The sequence below is a fragment of the Bacillus atrophaeus genome, from assembly GCF_039519175.1.
Taxonomy (GTDB): Bacteria; Bacillota; Bacilli; order Bacillales; family Bacillaceae; genus Bacillus; species Bacillus atrophaeus.
The window spans coordinates 378682-398759 of the sequence record NZ_CP154443.1 but is presented as its reverse complement, the minus strand read 5'-3'; the positions used below and the strand labels follow the sequence as shown (position 1 = coordinate 398759).

The window sequence follows — 20078 nt, the reverse complement described above, 5'->3', positions numbered from 1 at the left end:
AGATGCTGGGAGGAAGAAAGTTAAGTTTTGTGTATTTTTATATAAAAATGTAAATTGGTTCCTTAGTATGAACCGGAAATCCATCTTTCCAGTGTCCTTAGTCCTCGTTTTTGGCGGAGCTGGGATTTTGCCAGCTCCGCTCCTTCTTCAATCGAAGCGGTATGGCCAAATAAATAATAACGAAGGGCGGCATTCATTAAGACTTGCTTTCTTTCATAGTCCAATGAAGGATCCTCGTTTCCGCTTAAAAGCGCTATTATTTTTTTAGCCTGGCTCTCGGCAGTCAGTGTTTTATCAAAAGCTGATTCATCTGCTTTCAGTCCGTAATCTTCCGGCTTCAGAATAAAGGATGACATGTCGCTTCCGCTGATGGTGAAAACAAAGCTGTTGCGATGAACCGGAACATCCTCTGAGCCTTCCGCTCCTTGGACGATAAACGCCTGTTCATAGCGGAGCTTTTCAAAAACGGGATATATATTTTGGATGGCTGTCCGATGGAACGCGCCCATCATGATATTGGCCGCTCCGGCGTAATTCAGTAATTTTTCCGCAGTGTTTAATACAGTGCGGACGCCGATGTCATCCCGGATGGTTCTGAAACGGCTGAACGGCTGCCAAAATATTTCGGCGGAAGCAAAGCCGATGTTCAGTTCCCTGACCGTTTTTGCTGTTTGGTCCGGTGAAGAATCTGTCTTCACGCCAAGTTTATCTAAGACAGCTTTAATACTGATTGCGTATTTTGGCGGAAGGGCGTCGCTGCTGTGGAGAAATGCTGGGATTCCGCTTTCCGCAAGTAAAATAGATACGGGGATGGTTGCCAAAAAGGACTGTCTCCCGGTATAAGGGCCTGCAAAGTCTATGACACTGTTTTGAACATCAGATGGCAGTTGAAGTACGGCTGCGCCGGCTCTCATTGCTTCCGTAATGGCGAGCAGTTCGTCAGGCGTTTCCGTTTTGATCCGTTCGGCAATGAGAAATGCGGCAATTTGCACATCAGTCGCTTCTTTTGAAAACAATGTTTCTGCCGCAAGCTTAGCCTGTTCGTATGATAAATTTTTTGCTCCTCTTTTTCCTCTTGCCACTTCTTTTATCCATTGCTGCATGTATAATTCTCTCCCTTATTAAAACGATTATCTTGACTGTACATGAAAATGGCGGACATCGGTAGAGAAGGATTTTGATTTTTTGCAAGAGTCAGCTATTTTGACTAAAAAATAAAAGATTTTTTGGTTTATTTGTCAATGAACACCGGCCGTTCTCCTTCTATAATGAAGGCACGATACGCGTTTTTTCAAACAAGAGGGGGGATTTTATGGATCATCGGCCGCAGCTTTCAGTCAAAAACGGCATTGCCGATTATATAGAATGGCTGTCTCAATACGGCGCCTCCGCAGAAGGAGGCGTAACGAGGCTTTTGTACACAAAGGCTTGGATGGACGCACAGCTGGCAGTAAAAAGTGAAATGTCTTCATTAGGCTTTGAAACAAGTTTCGACGATGTCGGTAATGTATATGGGAAGCTATCGGGCTCGCAATCTCCCGCTGATATTATTATGACAGGCTCCCACATTGACACAGTGGTGAATGGAGGGAAATATGACGGCGCATACGGCGTGCTCGCTGGAATGCTTGCTTTGAAACAGCTCAAGGACACATACGGAACACCGAAAAAAACACTTGAAGTTGTTTCATTATGCGAGGAGGAGGGAAGCCGTTTTCCCCTGACGTATTGGGGATCAGGCAATGTGACGGGTACTTTTGCCCTCGGTGATGCAGCAGAGCCAAGCGATGGGGCCGGTGTTTCCTTGCAAGCTGCGATGCTGGAAAACGGATTCGGAAAAGGAGCTTACAGGCCGGCGCGCCGCACTGATATCAGCGCATTTATTGAGATTCATATTGAACAGGGGCTGACGCTTGAAAGGTCAGAGGCTGATATTGGGGTGGTCACGAGTATAGCCGGACAAAAGCGTTACCTGGTGACTCTTGAAGGTGAATGCAACCATGCCGGAACGACTTCTATGAAATGGCGCAAAGATCCTCTTGTCACAAGCAGCCGCATTATTCATGAGCTGGTCATGCGGGCTGGCAGGCAGCCGGAAGAACTTCGATTGACTTGCGGGAAAATGAATGTAGAGCCTAATATGCCGAATGTTATACCAAGCCGGGTTCAGTTTTCTATTGACATTAGGCATCAAGAGCAAGAAGTGCTGAAGGAATTCCATGACGAGCTTGTTTCTGTTATCCGCAGAATAAGCGATGAAAAAGGAATCCGCACCGTTATTGATGAATACATGAGCATTGAGCCGGTGCCGATGGATCAGACACTGAAGGCAGCCGCTTTGCAAACGGCAGCGGAGAACCGGATCAGCTGTGAAGAAATCGTCAGCGGAGCGGGACATGATGCGCAAATGATCGGCAGGCGATTCCCTGCTTGTATGCTGTTTGTGCCAAGCCAAGGCGGCATCAGCCATTCACCGCGAGAGTTTACATCCGCCAGGCAGCTTGACATCGGAGTCCGCGTCTTAACCGATTTATTGTATAAACTGGCTTACTGAAAAAAAGGAGGAATGGCTGTGTCAGTCAGAAGGGAATTACATACACCATCGAGAACCATTATGACGCCGGGTCCGGTTGAGGTCGATCCGCGAGTGCTAAGAGTGATGGGCACTCCAGTCGTCGGCCAATTTGATCCGGCTTTTACAAACATCATGAACGAAACAATGGCAATGCTTCGTGAATTGTTTCAAACGGAAAACCGCTGGGCTTATCCGATTGACGGCACATCAAGAGCGGGAATTGAAGCTGTTTTGGCCAGTGTGATTGAACCGGGCGACAGTGTGCTCATCCCGATTTACGGACGTTTCGGTTTATTACTGACTGAAATCGCGGAACGTTACGGCGCAAAAGTCCACACAATGGAATGTGAGTGGGGAAAGGTTTTTGACCCGGAAGACATTATTCAGGAGATACAGCAGGCCAGACCGAAGATTGTCGCAATGGTGCATGGAGAAACCTCAACAGGCAGAATCCATCCGCTGCGTGAAATCGGGAAAGCGTGCCGGGCTTATGATGCGCTCTTTATCGTTGATGCAGTCGCAACTGTCGGAGGCTGTGAAATAAAGGTGGACGATTGGAAAATTGATGCCGCGATCGGAGGCACGCAAAAGTGTTTATCCGTTCCATCGGGCATGGCCCCGATCACATATAATGATCGTGTAGCGGATATCATTGCAAAGCGAAAGAAGGTAGAGCGCGGAATCGCTACTCAGGCTGACAGCACTCGGCTTTCGGGAAATCGCCCGATTATCAGCAATTACTTTGACTTGAGCCAGCTTGAGGACTATTGGAGCGAGAGAAGGCTGAATCATCATACAGAGGCGACGTCGATGCTGTATGCATTAAGAGAAGGCGTGCGCCTGGTGCTTGAAGAAGGACTGGAAGAACGCTTCGAGCGGCACCGTGTGCATGAGCAGGCATTGCAGACCGGGATTAAAGGCATGGGGCTTGAATTATTCGGAGACGAAAGCTGCAAAATGCCTGTCGTCACATGTGTTCAAATCCCGGAAGGCATTGACGGTGAGTCTGTCCGAAATATGCTGCTGACCCAATTTGGGATTGAAATCGCCAGCTCCTTTGGCCCACTTGCCGGGAAGATTTGGCGAATTGGAACAATGGGATACAGCTGCAGGAAGGAAAATGTGCTGTTTGTGCTTGCAGGTTTGGAAGCTGTATTGCTGAGGCATGGGGCAGCCATTGAAGCGGGGAAGGCTCTTCAGGAGGCGCTTCATTTTTATGAAGAAACTGAAACTAAGGCTGTTTTATAGGAAAGGAAGCGTGCGGAGAAAGGACCGCACGCTTTGTGCGTCTGAAGTAAATGAATCACATGACAGTCAGAGTGGAGAAGACTTTTTAGTAATGAAGCAACCCATCAGCCTGAAAATAAATCAAATGGATGACAAATACCCAAAACTTTAACCCGTTTTGGGTATTTGTATGAGCACATGGCGACTGCCCGTCTCTTTTTCCGTATTTCTTAGACGCAAAGGGAGGGGGAAATCAAAAAGATTCTTGGCGCTTATGAAAAAGATTGATAATCCGATTGATCAAATCTTTTGTGGCACTGTCAAAATACTCTTCTCTTTGGTTTGTCAGAATCCCTATAGGCGGTGAGATTGTTAAGTTATTAATTGGGATGACCTTCGTGCCTTTAAGCGGTTCTGAATGTGCCGTGCTGGTGAAGATTGAAATACCGACATTTTCCCGAACGATTTACCCGCTAATCAAAAGTTTCTATCGGAACAAAAGTCTTTCTTGTGCTCATGCACAGAAGCAGAAGACTGGTTTAAAAAGTTTAGCCCTGCCTGTCCTATAGAAAGTTAAAAAGAAGTAAAGAATTGAAAAAATCTGGACTTTATTCCCTTTTCACCGTTATACTGTTGATAGAAAATTGATGACAATTTTGGAATAAACACATGTTTTTTCCAAGGGGAGAAGGTATAACGAGCCATGACTTATATGGGACGACTATCTATTTTGATGCTGAATATGTTTATTGCCATGCTGGGGATCGGGCTGATCATCCCGATTATGCCTACATATATAACTGAATTCGGCGCTACAGGAAGCACAATGGGACTTCTTGTCGCAGCCGCGGGGTTTACTCAGCTTTTGTTCGCGCCGATTGCCGGGGAAATAACCGATAAATACGGACGGCGGAAGCTGATTATTTTTGGAATTGCCTCGTTTGCGGTTTCTCAAATCATTTTTGCCTTTGCCGGCAGTCTGTGGCAGCTGTTTGCGTCACGCCTGTTAGGCGGAATTGGCGCTGCTTTCTTAATGCCGTCCATGTTCGCTTATATTGCGGATATTACAACGGAAAAAGAACGCGGCAAAGGCATGGGGCTGTTTAGCGCGGCGATGACGCTCGGCGTCGTCATTGGGCCGGGAGTCGGAGGATACTTGATTCATTACGGCATCGCGGTTCCATTTATTGTATCCGCAAGCCTTGCCTGCTTTTCAGCAATACTGTCGTTTTTCTTTTTGCCGGAAACGCTTGAGAAGGAAAAACAACTTGAAGCGCGGGCGAAGAAGGAAAAACGTGAAAATTTGTTTCAGCAAATGTCACGCGCCCTCAAATCACCTTACGCATTTATGTTGATTTTAGTATTCGTGCTCAATTTCGGTATTATGAATTTTGAATCTATCTTTGGACTGTATGTTGACCGTAAGCATGGTTTTACCGCTTCGGACATTGCTTTAATCATAACAGCCGCAGGCCTTGTCGGCGTTTTTGTGCAGGCGGTTGCGGTAAGTTTCTTAGTCGGCAAGTTCGGCGAGAAAAAAGTGATCAATGGGACACTTATCGGCGCGGCGGCCGGCCTTGTTTTTTGCAGCCTGGCCCAATCCTATTGGACTGTTTTCGCCGCGGCCATCTTTTTTATGATGCTAACATCATTGCTCCGGCCGGCGGTGAACACACAGCTGTCAAAACTGGCCGGCGATCAGCAAGGATTTGCGGGCGGTATGAATACGGCATTTATCAGCTTAGCCAATATTGCCGGTCCGTCGGCTGCCGGTTTTTTATTTGATGTAAATATTGAATTTCCTTATATACTCGGAACCGTCATCCTTCTGATCAGCTTTTTCGCTGCTTTGAATGGGGGCAGGAAAGAACAGCCGAGACAATTATCGCAAGAAGGATAAAGGGAAGTCCCGGTTAACGCCGGGGCTTTTTTCTTTTTTCTTCAATCTGTATTTCTCTGTTTGGCTTTTCATACTACGGCCGCTGCGGATCTTGTACCGTTTTGCTCAACGGCAAGCTGTCCAATGCGTGTATGACTATGGTCATATAAGGCTGACGGACAGTCCGTCACGACCAGTGAGGCTCTGCAACAGGATGAACTTGATATCTGCCAAACCGCTTTTTTAGTAGGGCGGCTTCCAATGCGGCTGCTGCACTCCGGGGATGACGATCGCCCTCAAGACGCTGTTTCGGGAAATTTCTAATCCCGCAGATGAAGAAATCGCAGAAGGGCTGTCGGGAAACATATGCCGCTGCACAGGATATGGCGGGATCATGAGAGCGGCACACAGAATCAGAAAAGAGATGAATCGCTGTAACACAGAAGAAGTATAGCAAAAGGCCGGAATCTCCATTCCAGCCTTTTTGCCTTTTAAGCGCGAATATGATCCCATCGAAATAAACGGATGGCTGCAAAAGCGAGCAGTATAGTAGAAATGATTAAAATGAGATAACTGAATAGGACACCGAGAGAGGGAGCATCTCCGTTCAAATAATAACGCAGCAATTCTCCAAAGTAGGTAAGCGGAATAAACTTTGATACAGTTTCAAGCCAAGAAGGAAGCAGGTTCATCGGCATGATTAAGCCGCACACGATTAGCAGAGGGGCGAGCATTCCGCCTGAAAGACCGTTTACAGCTTCCATAGATAGACGCATACTTCCAACGGTATAACCAAGTGCAAACAACATGAGAAGCCCGATGAGAGAGACCAGCATAATTTGGGGAATGTTCTGCGCTTGTAACATGCCGTTGAAATAAGCGACACTCAGCAGCACAAGCAGCTGAAAAGCGGCTAATACAAAACGTGCGCATATTTGTGAAAGGACAAATGTCAGCTTAGAAGCTTCAGTCAATCCGATTAAGCGCAGTGTTCCTTGATCCCTCATCTGAATAATAGGAGTGGAAGTGCCGTTTATAGCGAGTGTAAAGAACGCCATGACGATAATACCGGGTACGATAAACTCGAATAAATCTGTACCGACGCCGGTTGAACTCGATAAAACGCCGAACATGATCAAAAACAGAAAAGGAAACGCTAAAACCATAAAAAAGGTCAGGGGATTTCGTATCAATTCTTTTATATTCATCCCTAAAAGTGCAGAAAAAGCGCGTTTATTGATCACACCAAGACACCCTCTCGTATTTTTTTGCCGGTTAATTTCAGAAATACATCCTCAAGCGTTCCTTGTTCAATCCGAATACTGGACCAATCGGCATCAATCTGTTTCATGACGGAGGAGATAACATTTTTCGTAATAGGCTCAGCTACAATTTCAAGTTCATAGCCGGCCGGGAGCGTTTTGATAGAAGATTCCTTTATTTCGGGAATGCTTTTTATTTGTTCGACTCTTTTTTGGCCGGCATATTTTAGGAACAAGCGCTGCTGAGGGCAATAGGTTTGGATTAAATCTGCAGGGGTTCCGAGTGCAGCAAATTTTCCATTATATAAAATGGCGGTGCGGTCGCATTGAGTATAAGCTTCTTCCATTGAATGCGTCGTTAAAAATACGCTTTTCCCCTTTTCTTTGAGAGATTGGATAATGTCCCAAATTTGCCGTCGGGAATGGGGGTCTAAAGACGCCGTCGGTTCATCCAAAAATAATATATCAGGATCGGATATGAGAGAAATGCTGATCAGAAGCCTTTTTCTTTGTCCGCCTGATAGTTTGCGGGTGGGTTTATTCATCATCTCTTCAAGCCCGACCAGCCTTAATATTTCCTCAGGCGGCCGTGATTTCTTATATAAAGAAGAAAATAATTTCAGCGTTTCCCCTACTTTTAAATAAGGGAAAAGATTTGTTTCTTGAGGCTGGACTCCGATAAAAGATCTGATTTTTTCCGGCTGCTTCAAGGGGTTGCAGCCCATAACCGAAATCTCGCCGCTGCTCGGCTTTCGTAAACCGATAATAGATTCCAAGATCGTTGTCTTCCCCGCTCCATTGGGACCAAGAAGCCCAAAAACCTCCCCTTTTTTCAAATCAAAAGAAATGCCCTTTATAACCTGATGATCGTCGTAAGACTTAAACAAATGTTGGACAGTGATCGGCACGCTGTTTTTCATATGCTTCTTTCACGCTCCTTTAATGTTTTGGATAAAGAATGTAGCCTTCTTTTCGCAGGCATAAGATATGTTTAGGCCGCTTCACGTCCTTTTCTACTAACTGTCTCAGCCGGTTGATATATACATATAATGCGTTTTTTGTAGCGAAACCTTCCTCTCCCCACGCATATTTAATGAGGTTGGCTTTGGATACAGGCCTGCCGTTATGGACGGCTAAACAATGCAGTAAACGAAACTGAATTCTGGAAAGCGGAATAGTAGATGTTTCATTTACCAACATTTCCCGTTCAGAGTCTAAAAACCAATCGCCAATAAGAAGCATATCTTTTTGCCGTTGAATAATCTGAATCTCCCCCTTTAGTTACGATAACTGAGACGTATGATTTCATTACCATATACGACAGGATTTGCCGTTCAGTTCAGATGAAAATGACAACTAAGATAAAAATAGGAAAATAGTTTCAGTAATCTTAACGTATATTAAGTTTTTCGACATAGATCATGGACGATTTATTTAATATAATGAACTCATAACCCAATATTTACGTTTTTTTGAAAAAATGGAGGTGTGTTCATGGCTCATTCGTTGGAAAAATTAGTACAGCCTTTAGGAGGATTTATTAACCGGGTATCCTCCCTCCCGACCTATCCGGGTGAACCTGATTTCCCAATTCAAGTTGCTTCAACAGGAGATATTTCTCAATCACTTCCCCATATTGCTTATTTGAATCCGGGAAGATCAATGTCGGGCGATATGGATGGGGCTGGAGGCTCACTTCATGAAAAAGATAGTCGAATAAAAGCGATTGCTGAAGCATTAGAACGTTATTCAAGCTGCGTGTACAGCGAAGACCAGTTTATTTGGGCAACGGCTGAAGAACTGGGATCAAAAGCTCTTGATTTGACAAAGATTCCCGTATGCTCGGAAGCTGAACTCTCGCATCCGCGCTGTCCTGTCAATAAACCTTTATTCAATTCTCCGCTTAGGTGGGTAAAGGGTATGTCCCTCCATACGCAAGAAGAGACATGGATCCCGGCGATTATGACCTATTTGCATCTGCCGGCCATGAGCCAAGGTGAGCGCTTCTGGCTTCCTATATCAACCGGCTGCGCTGCACATACCTCTTATGAACAAGCGCTTATCAACGCCATTTGTGAAGTGATTGAAAGAGATGCGATCTCTTTAACATGGTATCAGGAACTTCCTCTGCCTCACATCGTATTTGATGAAACACCAGATCAAGAAATGACTGAATTTTTAAACAGAACATATAAAAACGGGAATATCAAGCAGTATTTATTTAACGGAACGACAGATCTCGGCATTCCGACCATTTATTCTTTGCAGCTGACGCCTTACAACAAAAAACTGGCAGCCTTGATTATGTGCGCGACAGATTTGAACCCCCAAAAAGCAATAAACAAAGTCATGAGGGAGGCCGCCTCTTCACGTATCGCCATGATGGCAGAGCGTCCCGCCCCAAATGATATAGACGATTTCTTTAACGTGTTCCACGGTGCGACCTACATGGGGAAACCTGAACGGCTGCATGCATACGATTTCTTAGTACAATCACCAAACCGCTCAAATCTTTCAGAATTTAAAAATCTTGAACAAGAAAATGCAGGAGAGAATTTGGCATTTCTTTTAGACCGGCTCGAAGAAAAAGGGCTGGAGGCATTTGCGGTTGATCTCACAACCGATGAAGCCATTCGTGCCGATATGCGTGTGGTCCGGGTGGTTATTCCGGGGCTTCAGCCATTGTCTTTCAGCTATCGCTGCCGTTTTCTGGGGCATCCCCGATTATATGAAGGAACAAAAGCGATGGGTTATCCAGTAAAACCTGAGAGTGAAATCAATTCTTGGCCTCAGCCTTTTGCTTAATAAGGAAGGAGATTTTAAAATGAAACCCATTCATATTATGTCGTCAGGAGCTTTTGGGGAAGAAGTGGCAGAGCAATTCTCCAAGAGGTATCAAAACACTGCTGTTACGGCATTACCCGAGCCTATGTATCTACTGCCGTCAGATCGCTTCCCATCTGCACGTTTACATATTTTTGCTTCTTGGAAATCATCTTCATACATTTCGAAACAATTAGATCAGCTTTTCTTTAAATGGAGAGAACCGTGGCTGCCGATTACCATGGACCATCCTTATGCCAGAATAGGCCCTCTTGTCATTCCGGGTGAAGGACCGTGCTTTCACTGCTTTGAATCGAGGTCTTTACAGCACTCGCCGGTTCCTCAGTATGTCAGAAAGATGGATGATTATTATCACAGGCATCCAGATGCGGGGCCGAAAGGGTATTTACGAAGCTTTGCAGGCTGGTCAGCCGTCTTTGCCTCGACAATTATAAAATCAATCGATAAAGATGCGCCGTCATTAGCCGGTTCAATCTGGCAGATGAATATGCTGACAAGAGAGTCTTTCCGCTCCAAAACGGTAGGCATCCACGGCTGTCCCAGATGCGGGTTAAAACGGCCTGAGGAAAATCGGAGTGTGGCGCAGTTATCTGAAAGCCTTCAATCGCTGTTAGGCGAAAGAAGAGGGGAGGCGCTCACAAAATGAAAAACACTTCAGTCATGTCTGCGGAACAAGTCGGTCATGCGGCATATTTTGATCCGAATTTTAATTTGCCGAAAAAACCGCGTTTAATGGCAAGCCTTCAAATGATTCCTGACCAAGATTCTCTGTTGTTCCATGGAACGGAAAATTTACAGGTGCTGAAGGGAAATGCCGTGACACGGTTTTTACCGAAACTGATACCTTTTCTAAATGGTGCATATTCTCTAGAGGAAATCATAAAAGAATTTGACCAATATTCTCCGAGGGATGTCAGTAACATTCTCTCACTATTGTTCATGCGCGGTCTGCTTGATGACGCGGAGGGAGATGAGGGGGTCGATATCAGCCATTTCGATGCTGACGTGCTGCATTTTTTCCAGCGGAGCACGGACTCCACCAGAGTAAACAGAAGTGCGGCTGAAGGCCTGAATAGATTAAAAACCGCCAAGATCCTGCTGCTGACAGATTCAGATCACGGAAAAATCCTTCAAGATGAACTTCTGTTTATGGGGGCAGACCATGTCAGAGCAGAACTGCTTTCAGATGAAGTGAAGCTTGATCAAGCAACAAACGTCATTGTCTTTTGCACGAACCCTTTGAATCACGAGCGTTTGCTTTCGTTAGACCATCTTTGCCGTGAGAAAAATATTCCCTGGCTCCTCACACGGGTTACAGAGGAATGCGGTGTGGTCGGTCCTTATTTTGAAAAAAATGAAACAGCGGCCTATCATGATTATAAAATAACGGTTGAATCAGAAGAAAACAATGGTGCGCCCGACTTGGATCATATTGAAATGTGGGAATACTATTCTGCGATTGAAATTGCTTATTTCATTACAAGACTCGCGCCTTCGGCAACGGGGTCGGAATATTTAACCTTTCAATTTAATGATTGGACAAGCACCAGCAAAAAAGTACATCCAAGACCGGATGGCATATGCGCTTCCGGCAGCTCCGAGAATGAACTTCACCCGGCATTGCAATTTGAGAATGCCATCGCCTTTCCATCGAAACATTTAATTAACCCTAAAAGTCATCAAGTCCATTACAATCCGAAGAATCTCTTATTAACAAATGAAGCAAAAAACTATCCGAGCGCGGCTTTAACTGGGCTGCCGAAAGAAGAATCCCTTCCGCATCCAAAGGGCAGTTTTTTGAAAAATAGATATGAACCAATTCCTATGAAGGAAGAATTGAATCTTGAATCATTGACCCGTCTGTTTCTCACAAGCGGAGGCTTAAGAGATGCCGGCAGCGGCCAGGTCTCCGACAAAGTGCAAAGATGGGCGCCGACAGGCGGTAATTTAGGATCATGCCAGATTTATATTCTTGCGCTGTCTGTAAAAGGACTGGTCCCTAATTGTTACTATTATCAGCATTTAGACCACTCCTTGGCGAAAATCGGCCCTTCTTTAACTGAGGAAGAGATAAAGAAACAAATGACTGATATAACCGGTCTGACAGAGGATCAGCTTCCAAAGGCTCTTGTGGTCTTTACCGGCGCTTATGAAAGGGTGGCCAGCAAATATAACGGATTCGCATATAAAGTGATCCATTTGGATGCCGGTGTCGCTTTATCGCAAATGCATGCTGTATCAACCGGACTTGGAATCACGTTAAGTGCAGTTGATCAGTGGAACGAGCAAGAGCTTATAACCTGCTTGGGATTAGATCCTAAAAAAGAACCGGTTACCGCGGTAGCCGGAATAGATGACGGGCGGTGATGGCAGTGGCTTCTTTTGAACCATTTCAGCTGATAGACCAATTAATCGAGGAAACAAAAGATTTTCATTTTGATAGCGGCACGTCACAGCAACTGCATGAGACCGAGCATCACAAAAACGGCAGCCGGTCTGTGCTCCTTCCCGATCAGCGCATTGAAGGAGAAGAGCTTTTTCAGGTATTTAAGGAGCGTACGGCCACTCGTTTTTATGATCGGGCTCCCGTTGATTTAAGCGATGTAGGAACGATTTTATCAGCAGCAAAAGAAGAGGATGCGAGACATTGGCCGCGGCAAATCAGCAAGGGAATTGACATTACGTTATCCGTTATCGCGTGGCGTATTGAAAATCTCCAATGTCCTTTCTTTTACGATTATTGTCCAGAAACCCATTCCTTAGTGCCTGCAGGCGAAATTCCCGAACAAGCAGAAGCGGAAAATTGGTTCTTACAGAAGGAATTCATGTTTGCTCCCGCCATTATCATTGTACACGGGACGATGAACCAAGCCGTACAGCATTATGGAGGCCATGGATACCGGCATTTGATGGTGCGCGGCGGAGCAGCGGCTCATAATGCCTGGCTTTCGGCTTTAACGCTTGGGCTTACAGGGACTGTTTTTGCCGGCGCTCTTCCAAGGCCTCTCAGGGAATGCACTCATATTGACGGACGGCACCGCACCCAATTGTGCGCATTCTCATTTGGGAAACCAATAACCTTTGCCGAAAGCTAAAAACCTTCTTTTACAACGTGTAACTTGAAAGGAGGTGATAAATATGGAAGAGAAAAAAGCTGAATTGGAATTATTCGCAGAAGAGCTTGAAAACCAGATGGACTTTACCGTTGGTCCGTTAGCAACGTGGGCTTCTGCCACGACTCTTGGATCTGCTTCATGTCCGGGAAGCACAGCCGGCACAGCAGGCACGGCATCTTCATTTTCTGGGTAAAGAAAGTGCATTTCTACAATTTTATTTTAGGAGGCTTATCATATGGAAGAGAAAAAAGAATTTGAGTTGGAGCTTTATGCTGAGGAAATGACAGAAATTCAATCGCTGTCAGGATTCACGACGGCAGCGTCCTTCGGAACAGTTGCATCAGCAGGATCGTCGGCATCTACTGCCGGCACAATTTCGTCTTATGGCGGTTAATAAGGGGGATTAAAAATGGAAAAAGATAAAATGCATGAATTAGAACTTTTTGCTGAAGAACTGCCGGAGCAAGTTGATTTAGCAACCATTGCGGCTTCTTTCAGCTCTACATCATCAGTCAGCACGGCATCATGTCCGGGAACGACAGCGGCATCCGCCGGAACTGTCAGCTGCTACGGATAATTTGATAGGTGGGGGACATGTTGAAGAACGATAACAATCATTTGCAAAACCTTGAACTATATGCGGAAGAGCTGCCTGCGCAAGTAGACCTGTCATCTGTCATCTCAACGATGTCGACAGGGGCATCATATGCATGCTGGACAACTTTCGTGTCAACGATAGCAACCATTTCTACAGTAGATGTATAGGTCTGTTTTGAAACACAAAATCATGATTAGGCGGTGACAATATGTCAGAAAAAGATACATCCATTAAAACATTGGAATTATACGCCGAAGAGCTGCCGGCTCAAGTGGATTTGGCGACTGTTGCGGGAACAGCGAGCACTGCTTCCTCCTTTACAACAGCTTCATGTCCGGCAACTACAGCATCTACAGCCGGAAGTGCAAGCAGCTACGGGTGATCAATTGAAGTAAGACAAGTGCCTGTTGGGAGCAGGCGCATGTCTTACTTTCCTTACTATTATATCGTATTTGAATGTCATTTAAAGGAGTTTAATGTATGCTCATAAACAACGCTCAGGTTCAGTCTCACTGCGATGAAGAGCTTTTGGTGAATCCCCTTTACTTGGAAGAAGGGGTAGAGTTGTTAATAGGCGCGAATGAAGAACCCATGTTGTTTGACCAACATAATGGAAAATATATCAGGCTTTCCAAAGTCGGTCTGGAAATTTTCAACTTGATGGACGGTGCTAATACCGGTCACGATATTATTAAAAAATTAGAACGTGATTATGCGAAATACTCTAACTTCCCGGAAATTGTGCATGTGTTTTTTTCATCTTTAAGAAAAGCTGATGTGCTGAATATTAAACCTTTGCCTGAACATCAGGTGAAGCGGGTGATGCGCCGGGCTGCTGACAAACCGATGCTTCGCTTACCTTTGGCTAAATCGTTAAATAAGACAACTGACGCTTTATTGCATATATACCATTCTATTCCCGCTATGCTTCAAAAAATAACTTTATATGTCCTGTTTTTTTGTGCGCTATCCTCTTTTATTCTGCTTAACGTGACAGCCGGTTGGCAAATCGTGTGGACGTCTGTTAATTGGATATTGCTGGCGTGTGTCATTATTTTTCATTTAATTGTGCATGAAATGGCTCATGCCCTCGTAACGAAGGCGTACGGCGTCAACATTCGTGAAGCGGGCGTCGCGCTGTTATATTATTTTATCCCTGTTGCTTATGTGGATCGGACAGACACATACCGTTTAAAAAGCAAGAAAAGCCGTATTCATATCGCACTGGCCGGTCCGTATTCAGACCTATTGGCCAGCGGTTTGTGGGCGGGGATTGCCATGTTGGCACCTCAGGGAACAGTGAGCGAAACAGCCCAACTCATTTCATTTATGCAAATATGCTTTGTCCTCAGCAACCTGAATTTGCTGCTGCCGACAGATGGGTATCATGCTGTAGAAGCCGCAGCCGGCGAATTATCACTAAGAAAAAGAGCCTTAACTTATTTACTGCATGTGTTGACGTTTAAAAAGCTTCCGGCTTATTTAAATAATATGGCGAAAAAACGGAAAGCAGTTTATGTAACGTACTCCTTAGTTTCACTCACTTATTTCTTTTGTCTATTGTCAGCTTTTCTCTTTCTCATAAGAAATGTATTCGGAAATATGGGGTGATTTGTAATGGCGGAAAATGTGGCGCCGTTTGTTATGCTGCGGGCTGCAGGCGGCAGCATCGACAGTTTGAAAAGTATGGATATAGCAGAATCGGCAAAAAATGTTGACAAGATTCTTTATCTTGAACAAGCCCTTGAAAACTTGAAAGAACCTTTAAGCGACATTTTTTATGAACTGATTTCCCGACTGCAGGATGAGGAAACGACGATCCTCCGTTTTCTGCTAAAAATCAAACGGGATATTTTTAATAACCGTGCTGTCAAGATTTCAGAAGAAAATAGAACGGAATTAAAAAAACGAATGTCTGAAGCCGATTTTGGTTTATTTGATCAATGGTATACGGCGATTCACGACAGACAGACATATATGGAAGACACAAAGCAGCTTTTTGAGGAAGAAATTAAGCAGGCTGGTAAACGGTTAGCATATGAAATGGAAAATGAAGAATGGCAAAAAGGAATGGCGCTGGCCAATCCAAAATATTTGACCGCCTATAAAAAAAGCAAGCCGAAATTGTGGCAGCCTCATAAACAATACGCACGCTCCAGTATGGCTTATTTAGGAAGAATCACTGCAAAAACCAGCCCGTTCAGCACCTTTACAAAAATCGGATTGACCTCTTTTTCAGCTGATGATGCGCCGGCCCCCAGCACTCAGAAAACAAACTTTTGCAGCATATCCAAATCGATTTGCAGCGAACTCATTTTTGAAATGGCACAGCATCCTGAGTTTTCCCGGTACTTGCAATATGAAAAAAACCAATCTCTTCAACCAGCAGAAAACAACACTATACAGCTGATGAAAAGCTCTTATACGATTTTGAACGGATTTGCATGGCGGGAGGATAAAATGGTTTCAGAAAACGTATCAGATGAACAGATGGGTGTGATTGAGTCACTCTGTTCAGGAAGTTTCGAGGAAGTAACGGAACTGCTGAAAAACACGTCTTTAACCATACCTTGTTTGTCAGCTGAACAATGGATCAAACCGGTTCTCCCCTTTTCAAGAAAATCCGAGCAGCCTTTGCTAAGTTTATACGATTTCCTTCAGCCGATACCTTCCCGAAAAGCAAGGCGGCTGGCGCGCATTGTGAAATGGATGGATGGCTGCATAGAGGCGCTTGCGGCCAGTGAAGCAAAGCGAAGACTTAAGTATCACCAGCTGATTCACAGACTCGCCAAACGCGCATTCAGTGAGCTGACACATAAGGCTCCAAAAAGCTTATTGAATGAAAAACTCGTTTATGAAAATGTGAAATTTGCCGGGGATCATCCGCCATTAGGAGAGTATGTAAAACGTGATATGGAAAAGCTGTCTCATCAGCTCAGAAACTATCAATTCCGCACACACCTGTACGATTTACTATGTGAGCATTTCGTAGAAACGTATGGGAGGGGAGGCGTGTGCAGCGACATTCAAGCATTTTTGTATCAGTTTGAAAAGAGAAAAGACCGGCCGCGATTAATCAAAAACGCCTTGCGGAAAGATAAGAAGACCGCTTTGAAACTGGAGGAGTCAAGAGTCTTTGCCCCTTATGGCGCCAGTTCTGCGCCGCCAAGCGCAACCGTTTTTTATCAGTTGGCCGCAAATAACGGCAGAGACAGCATTGCGGCGGGAGACTACCAGTTGGTTATCAATCAAATCAGCTCCGGGCTGGGGCTGCTGCTTCGGTTCCAATCTATGTTTCAAGAGGACGGGCGGAATTTAAGCACACTCATGAAGCAATGGGTGAATGCTATGAACCCCCGCTCAGATATCGTTCATTTTCCGATGATTTCAGATTTCAGCAATTTACAGACTGATCCCGGTATTACATCACAATCCTTAAGATGGCTTGGCGAAAATCCTACATCAGACCAGAATGATATTCTATTAAAAGATCTGCTTTTGGTTCATGAGGATTCCGGCACGCTGGCTCTTGTAAATAAAGAAGGACGTCCTGTCGCCCCCATGTATTTCGGTGCCGTCCCTCAGCATATGATGCACGGGCCTGTATCCTATCTGTTTACCATTATGATGCCGTGGATCAATGCTTATCAGGCGGATTGGGTGTCTTCTCCGTTATTTTCAAAAGCGCCTCCGCCGGAGAAAGTGGAATTTCATCCCCGCGTGCAAGAGGGAAGAATCGTTCAAAGACGTTCCAGATGGCGGATTCCGGCTTTCTTATTCCCGCTAAAAGAACATCGTGAAAGTGAGTATGCCTATTTTACAAGGATGAAAGCATTTCAAAAGAATTACGGACTTCCCGATGAGGGCTTTCTTTCCGGGGAGAGGACAAGCGTCATGCTGAATCCGAAGCAAAGAAAACCGATGTACATGAATTTTAATAGCTATCATTCAATAGAAGCGGCTGTGAACACGATTGCAGCAGAAGACGATCTTTTGTCGATTACGTTTACTGAAGCGCTGCCTGACCGGAATCAGCATTGGCTCAAGAGTGAGGAAGGGCATGTGATTGCGTCTGAATATATGTCCTTGTTCCAATGGCCTGTTGTGAAGCATGAAGAATCAGTTATAGCCAATCAGAAAGGGGTTTTTATATGAAAGAATGGGTGTTTTACAGCATTTATGTGCCAAGGGCCGAGTATTTAGAAAAGATTATCGTCAACATTGTGACACCTGCTGTTCAGCAAATCAAAAACAGTGTTCAAGTACATAAGTGGTTTTTTATCCGTTATATTGATATGCAAGGCCCTCATATCCGTTTGCGATTTCTGGTGGATGAGGCTGAGATGGAAGCCGCTGAAGAGCTCCTTGAAGAGCGTTTCAGCCAATGCCTTTCGGCGGTCATAGCCGAACCGGTTCCAGACTTAAGCCGTTTGCTGCCTGTCAAAGCAGAGACAGCGGATTTTGAATCTGGATTTCAGCAGGAAGAATATGAACAGGAGTACGAAAAATACGGCGGCCTTCAAGGAGTGGATGTTGCTGAAAATATCTTTCAGTCGTCGAGTGAACTTGCTCTTTTATTTGTGAATCATGATTATTTTTCCGATAAAGACCGCTTTGATCTGGCGCTGTTATTAATGAAAATAACTGCTGAAAAAGCCTCTCTGTCAGAAGCGGAAACGCGGCAGCTTTGGGAAAGCATGCTGCATTATTGGAGCGGAGCTGATTACACGGAGGGGATTTCCTATAAAATAAAACTGGAAGAGGCTGCGAAAAAAAGGGTCGATGTCATCAATCAAGTGATGGAAAGGATGGCCGCCGATCCGCGTGTCAAGGAATTAACGGACGGTTATGAACAAGTGCTTGAACATGCCTTTTCTGAGATAAAAGAGTCTGAGAAAATCAGAACCCCGGTTTCCCACTTGGCTTTCCACTATATTCATATGATGAATAATCGTTTAGGAGTCTGGCCGATAGAAGAGGCATATCTTGGCGCTTTGCTGGCGCATACGTCAGGATACGTTCCAGAGGCAAAATCATAAAAAAAGAACTTCAGCTTTATAGCAGCTGAAGTTTTCTTATTGGCGCTTGCTTCTATGATAAAGGGAATTAAATATCAACATAAACAATAAGTAGCATGCCGCTAAAATAATGAAAACGACAGGGAATTTGAGAAGCAAAAGACCTCCTGCTATAAAAAGAATGGTCGCTGCTGTTACGACAGTCCAATAGACTGTATGCTTTCTTTTCGTCTGTGTTTCTTTTGGCGGAGCTGCGGTCGTGTCGTCCTCACTGATAGGCTGAACACCATACTTATACACATGCACCAATTGGACGAATCTGCCAAGCATCAAGACGGATGACACGGTAATCCAGCTGAGGGAATTAACTAAAAAAGCAAGCTGGAGCGTATCTTGAAACGGGGTGCCGCCCGCTTCAAACCGAATTATCACTAAAGCGCCGGCGCCGGCAAGGAAAAGAATCCCTAATAAGAAAACGAACACATTATAACTGTCAAATCGGTTCCATTCTCCCAAAAATCTGCAATGCTTCGCAATTAGCGTATATTTTCTTTTTGGATCCTGCGGAAGCGAGTCGACACCGATTGTATTCAAAATTTGCCGGTTAAACGCCGACCCCACTAAAGCCCCGATTGACCCTACGGCAAGCGCCGCCGCACCGCTTATGATTCCGATCATTGTACCGATTGTCATTTCATCACCTTCCTAAGAATAAGAAAAAGAGTATTTGTGCCGCAAAGCTTCCGGATAAAATCGGGAAAATCGCAAACGTATGAGAGAAAGAACGCAGCGATAATAGATCAGGCAGCTGCCAGCTTGGATATGTCAGCCAATGGCTCAGGCGGTCAAACCAAGTTTTCGGCGGAAGAGGCGATTGGGCTGCATCTTCTGGAAGGGGGACGCTGTTCAGGCGCAACAGATTATTAAGTTCAGGCATTTGCTCGTGCAAGCCTTCAATCATGCGTTTGACTTCATCGTGTTCCTTCATTCGTCATTCATCTCCTTTTTCAGCTGTTTGTTCAATTTTTTAAGTGAATAATGAAGCTTTGATTTGACGGTTCCTTCCGGGATGTTAAGAATATGGGAGATTTCTCTGCCGGAAAATCCTTGGTAATAAGCAAGAATCAGAATGGAACGCTCTTTGTCAGGCAGCTGTCCCACATACTGCTGAATCAGCATTTTATTCTGAACACGATATTCCACAGATCCGGACTCCGCGTCTTCATGTTCATTTGGCTCGATCTGCTGCCATTTAAACTTAGAGTGCTTCCGATAGTGGTCAATGCACAATCTGTGCGCGATTTGATGAAGCCAAGTGCGAAAGCTTGCTTTTTCACTTTTGTAAGTGCGGCTTTTTACATAAACGCGGATAAAGGTTTCTTGCAGGAGATCTTCAGCCGCCTGTTTTTGGCGGATGTATAGAAAAATAAATTGATATGTTTTTTGAGCGTGACGGGTATATAGGCTGTTGTAAGCCTCCATATCCTTTTGTTTTACTTTTTCCATCAATTCTTCATCTGAAAGAATGTCCATACCCCACCTCGAAACTTGGTTTCGTT

23 protein-coding genes and 2 pseudogenes are annotated in these 20078 nt (G+C 44.8%); 17 read left to right on the top strand and 8 right to left on the bottom strand.

Annotated features, from left to right (window positions below):
- Positions 1 to 62: 62 nt before the first annotated feature.
- Positions 63 to 1103, bottom strand: a complete 1041-nt coding sequence (locus AAHT65_RS02145) for an anthranilate phosphoribosyltransferase (RefSeq protein ID WP_343310908.1) — start codon at positions 1101 to 1103, stop codon at positions 63 to 65.
- A 209-nt stretch (positions 1104 to 1312) separates the two neighbouring features.
- Here AAHT65_RS02145 and allC point away from each other — a divergent pair, with 209 nt between their 5' ends.
- Genes allC through AAHT65_RS02130 form a run of 3 tightly spaced genes read left to right on the top strand, consistent with a single transcriptional unit; the run spans position 1313 to position 3974 of the window.
- Positions 1313 to 2554, top strand: a complete 1242-nt coding sequence (allC, locus tag AAHT65_RS02140) for an allantoate deiminase (RefSeq protein ID WP_343310907.1) — start codon at positions 1313 to 1315, stop codon at positions 2552 to 2554.
- Positions 2555 to 2572: 18 nt separating this feature from the next.
- A complete protein-coding gene (locus AAHT65_RS02135; protein WP_285977998.1) occupies positions 2573 to 3823 on the top strand; it encodes a pyridoxal-phosphate-dependent aminotransferase family protein in 1251 nt (416 codons plus the stop codon).
- Positions 3792 to 3974: a hypothetical protein gene (locus AAHT65_RS02130; RefSeq protein WP_106359982.1), complete on the top strand. Its 183-nt coding sequence runs from the start codon at positions 3792 to 3794 to the stop codon at positions 3972 to 3974. The genes AAHT65_RS02135 and AAHT65_RS02130 overlap by 32 nt, the downstream gene beginning before the upstream one ends.
- 81 nt (positions 3975 to 4055) lie before the next feature.
- On the opposite strand, the pseudogene AAHT65_RS02125 reads toward AAHT65_RS02130, so the two are convergent.
- A pseudogene (locus AAHT65_RS02125) lies at positions 4056 to 4265 on the bottom strand (LysR family transcriptional regulator); the annotation flags it as partial.
- Positions 4266 to 4505: 240 nt separating this feature from the next.
- Between AAHT65_RS02125 and AAHT65_RS02120 the strand changes: the two are divergent.
- Both AAHT65_RS02120 and AAHT65_RS02115 read left to right on the top strand, forming a co-directional pair.
- Positions 4506 to 5702, top strand: a complete 1197-nt coding sequence (locus tag AAHT65_RS02120) for an MFS transporter (protein WP_268500188.1) — start codon at positions 4506 to 4508, stop codon at positions 5700 to 5702.
- Between the two features lie 77 nt (positions 5703 to 5779).
- Positions 5780 to 6135 (top strand): annotated as a pseudogene (locus tag AAHT65_RS02115) (2Fe-2S iron-sulfur cluster-binding protein); the annotation flags it as partial.
- Between the two features lie 37 nt (positions 6136 to 6172).
- Here AAHT65_RS02115 and AAHT65_RS02110 read toward each other — a convergent pair.
- Genes AAHT65_RS02110 through AAHT65_RS02100 form a run of 3 tightly spaced genes read right to left on the bottom strand, consistent with a single transcriptional unit; the run spans position 6173 to position 8143 of the window.
- Positions 6173 to 6925 carry an ABC transporter permease gene (locus tag AAHT65_RS02110; RefSeq protein ID WP_003327052.1) on the bottom strand — a complete coding sequence of 251 codons (753 nt, stop codon included), beginning with the start codon at positions 6923 to 6925 and terminating at the stop codon, positions 6173 to 6175.
- The gene (locus AAHT65_RS02105) at positions 6922 to 7863 is read right to left on the bottom strand and encodes an ABC transporter ATP-binding protein (RefSeq protein WP_010789854.1); all 942 of its coding nucleotides are present in this window, start codon (positions 7861 to 7863) and stop codon (positions 6922 to 6924) included. Before AAHT65_RS02105 ends, AAHT65_RS02110 begins: the two co-directional genes overlap by 4 nt.
- A 19-nt stretch (positions 7864 to 7882) precedes the next feature.
- Positions 7883 to 8143: a winged helix-turn-helix domain-containing protein gene (locus tag AAHT65_RS02100; RefSeq protein WP_010789853.1), complete on the bottom strand. Its 261-nt coding sequence runs from the start codon at positions 8141 to 8143 to the stop codon at positions 7883 to 7885.
- Between the two features lie 294 nt (positions 8144 to 8437).
- On the opposite strand from AAHT65_RS02100, the gene AAHT65_RS02095 reads away from it, so the two are divergent.
- From AAHT65_RS02095 to AAHT65_RS02040, 12 genes are all read left to right on the top strand, one after another.
- A complete protein-coding gene (locus AAHT65_RS02095; protein ID WP_003327055.1) occupies positions 8438 to 9748 on the top strand; it encodes a YcaO-like family protein in 1311 nt (436 codons plus the stop codon).
- Between the two features lie 19 nt (positions 9749 to 9767).
- The gene (locus AAHT65_RS02090) at positions 9768 to 10433 is read left to right on the top strand and encodes a TOMM precursor leader peptide-binding protein (protein ID WP_343310906.1); all 666 of its coding nucleotides are present in this window, start codon (positions 9768 to 9770) and stop codon (positions 10431 to 10433) included.
- On the top strand, positions 10430 to 12154 hold the full coding sequence (locus AAHT65_RS02085) for a SagB family peptide dehydrogenase (protein ID WP_343310905.1): 1725 nt from the start codon (positions 10430 to 10432) through the stop codon (positions 12152 to 12154). Before AAHT65_RS02090 ends, AAHT65_RS02085 begins: the two co-directional genes overlap by 4 nt.
- Positions 12154 to 12882 (top strand): nitroreductase family protein, encoded by a 729-nt coding sequence (locus tag AAHT65_RS02080; RefSeq protein ID WP_343310904.1) that lies wholly within the window; start codon positions 12154 to 12156, stop codon positions 12880 to 12882. Before AAHT65_RS02085 ends, AAHT65_RS02080 begins: the two co-directional genes overlap by 1 nt.
- A 43-nt stretch (positions 12883 to 12925) precedes the next feature.
- Positions 12926 to 13096 (top strand): thiocillin family RiPP, encoded by a 171-nt coding sequence (locus AAHT65_RS02075; RefSeq protein ID WP_003327060.1) that lies wholly within the window; start codon positions 12926 to 12928, stop codon positions 13094 to 13096.
- Positions 13097 to 13138: 42 nt separating this feature from the next.
- On the top strand, positions 13139 to 13297 hold the full coding sequence (locus AAHT65_RS02070; RefSeq protein ID WP_003327061.1) for a thiocillin family RiPP: 159 nt from the start codon (positions 13139 to 13141) through the stop codon (positions 13295 to 13297).
- A 15-nt stretch (positions 13298 to 13312) separates the two neighbouring features.
- Positions 13313 to 13480 (top strand): thiocillin family RiPP, encoded by a 168-nt coding sequence (locus AAHT65_RS02065; protein WP_003327063.1) that lies wholly within the window; start codon positions 13313 to 13315, stop codon positions 13478 to 13480.
- 17 nt (positions 13481 to 13497) lie between these two features.
- Complete coding sequence (locus AAHT65_RS02060; protein WP_003327065.1) at positions 13498 to 13668, top strand: thiocillin family RiPP; 171 nt, start codon at positions 13498 to 13500, stop codon at positions 13666 to 13668.
- Between the two features lie 41 nt (positions 13669 to 13709).
- Positions 13710 to 13883, top strand: a complete 174-nt coding sequence (locus tag AAHT65_RS02055; protein WP_003327066.1) for a thiocillin family RiPP — start codon at positions 13710 to 13712, stop codon at positions 13881 to 13883.
- Between the two features lie 98 nt (positions 13884 to 13981).
- Positions 13982 to 15112, top strand: a complete 1131-nt coding sequence (locus tag AAHT65_RS02050) for a PqqD family peptide modification chaperone (RefSeq protein ID WP_343310903.1) — start codon at positions 13982 to 13984, stop codon at positions 15110 to 15112.
- Between the two features lie 6 nt (positions 15113 to 15118).
- Positions 15119 to 17656 carry a lantibiotic dehydratase gene (locus AAHT65_RS02045; protein WP_343310902.1) on the top strand — a complete coding sequence of 846 codons (2538 nt, stop codon included), beginning with the start codon at positions 15119 to 15121 and terminating at the stop codon, positions 17654 to 17656.
- Positions 17653 to 18540 carry a thiopeptide-type bacteriocin biosynthesis protein gene (locus tag AAHT65_RS02040; protein ID WP_343310901.1) on the top strand — a complete coding sequence of 296 codons (888 nt, stop codon included), beginning with the start codon at positions 17653 to 17655 and terminating at the stop codon, positions 18538 to 18540. Before AAHT65_RS02045 ends, AAHT65_RS02040 begins: the two co-directional genes overlap by 4 nt.
- Before the next feature lie 36 nt (positions 18541 to 18576).
- Here AAHT65_RS02040 and AAHT65_RS02035 read toward each other — a convergent pair whose 3' ends face one another.
- From AAHT65_RS02035 to AAHT65_RS02025, 3 genes are read right to left on the bottom strand one after another with little or no spacing between them, the layout of a single operon-like run.
- Positions 18577 to 19212, bottom strand: a complete 636-nt coding sequence (locus tag AAHT65_RS02035) for a hypothetical protein (protein ID WP_343310900.1) — start codon at positions 19210 to 19212, stop codon at positions 18577 to 18579.
- A gap of 4 nt (positions 19213 to 19216) precedes the next feature.
- Positions 19217 to 19507, bottom strand: a complete 291-nt coding sequence (locus AAHT65_RS02030) for a hypothetical protein (protein ID WP_013390649.1) — start codon at positions 19505 to 19507, stop codon at positions 19217 to 19219.
- The gene (locus AAHT65_RS02025; RefSeq protein WP_343310899.1) at positions 19504 to 20052 is read right to left on the bottom strand and encodes an RNA polymerase sigma factor; all 549 of its coding nucleotides are present in this window, start codon (positions 20050 to 20052) and stop codon (positions 19504 to 19506) included. The genes AAHT65_RS02030 and AAHT65_RS02025 overlap by 4 nt, the downstream gene beginning before the upstream one ends.
- Between the last annotated feature and the right edge of the window lie 26 nt (positions 20053 to 20078).

Coding starts and splice junctions, on each gene's coding strand:
- AAHT65_RS02145 (WP_343310908.1), bottom strand. CDS start 1,103: ATGCAGCAATGGATAAAAGAAGTGGCAAGAGGAAAAAGAGGAGCAAAA.
- allC (WP_343310907.1), top strand. CDS start 1,313: ATGGATCATCGGCCGCAGCTTTCAGTCAAAAACGGCATTGCCGATTAT.
- AAHT65_RS02130 (WP_106359982.1), top strand. CDS start 3,792: ATGAAGAAACTGAAACTAAGGCTGTTTTATAGGAAAGGAAGCGTGCGG.
- AAHT65_RS02120 (WP_268500188.1), top strand. CDS start 4,506: ATGACTTATATGGGACGACTATCTATTTTGATGCTGAATATGTTTATT.
- AAHT65_RS02105 (WP_010789854.1), bottom strand. CDS start 7,863: ATGAAAAACAGCGTGCCGATCACTGTCCAACATTTGTTTAAGTCTTAC.
- AAHT65_RS02100 (WP_010789853.1), bottom strand. CDS start 8,143: ATGTTGGTAAATGAAACATCTACTATTCCGCTTTCCAGAATTCAGTTT.
- AAHT65_RS02095 (WP_003327055.1), top strand. CDS start 8,438: ATGGCTCATTCGTTGGAAAAATTAGTACAGCCTTTAGGAGGATTTATT.
- AAHT65_RS02090 (WP_343310906.1), top strand. CDS start 9,768: ATGAAACCCATTCATATTATGTCGTCAGGAGCTTTTGGGGAAGAAGTG.
- AAHT65_RS02085 (WP_343310905.1), top strand. CDS start 10,430: ATGAAAAACACTTCAGTCATGTCTGCGGAACAAGTCGGTCATGCGGCA.
- AAHT65_RS02080 (WP_343310904.1), top strand. CDS start 12,154: ATGGCAGTGGCTTCTTTTGAACCATTTCAGCTGATAGACCAATTAATC.
- AAHT65_RS02075 (WP_003327060.1), top strand. CDS start 12,926: ATGGAAGAGAAAAAAGCTGAATTGGAATTATTCGCAGAAGAGCTTGAA.
- AAHT65_RS02070 (WP_003327061.1), top strand. CDS start 13,139: ATGGAAGAGAAAAAAGAATTTGAGTTGGAGCTTTATGCTGAGGAAATG.
- AAHT65_RS02065 (WP_003327063.1), top strand. CDS start 13,313: ATGGAAAAAGATAAAATGCATGAATTAGAACTTTTTGCTGAAGAACTG.
- AAHT65_RS02060 (WP_003327065.1), top strand. CDS start 13,498: ATGTTGAAGAACGATAACAATCATTTGCAAAACCTTGAACTATATGCG.
- AAHT65_RS02055 (WP_003327066.1), top strand. CDS start 13,710: ATGTCAGAAAAAGATACATCCATTAAAACATTGGAATTATACGCCGAA.
- AAHT65_RS02050 (WP_343310903.1), top strand. CDS start 13,982: ATGCTCATAAACAACGCTCAGGTTCAGTCTCACTGCGATGAAGAGCTT.
- AAHT65_RS02045 (WP_343310902.1), top strand. CDS start 15,119: ATGGCGGAAAATGTGGCGCCGTTTGTTATGCTGCGGGCTGCAGGCGGC.
- AAHT65_RS02040 (WP_343310901.1), top strand. CDS start 17,653: ATGAAAGAATGGGTGTTTTACAGCATTTATGTGCCAAGGGCCGAGTAT.
- AAHT65_RS02035 (WP_343310900.1), bottom strand. CDS start 19,212: ATGACAATCGGTACAATGATCGGAATCATAAGCGGTGCGGCGGCGCTT.
- AAHT65_RS02030 (WP_013390649.1), bottom strand. CDS start 19,507: ATGAAGGAACACGATGAAGTCAAACGCATGATTGAAGGCTTGCACGAG.
- AAHT65_RS02025 (WP_343310899.1), bottom strand. CDS start 20,052: ATGGACATTCTTTCAGATGAAGAATTGATGGAAAAAGTAAAACAAAAG.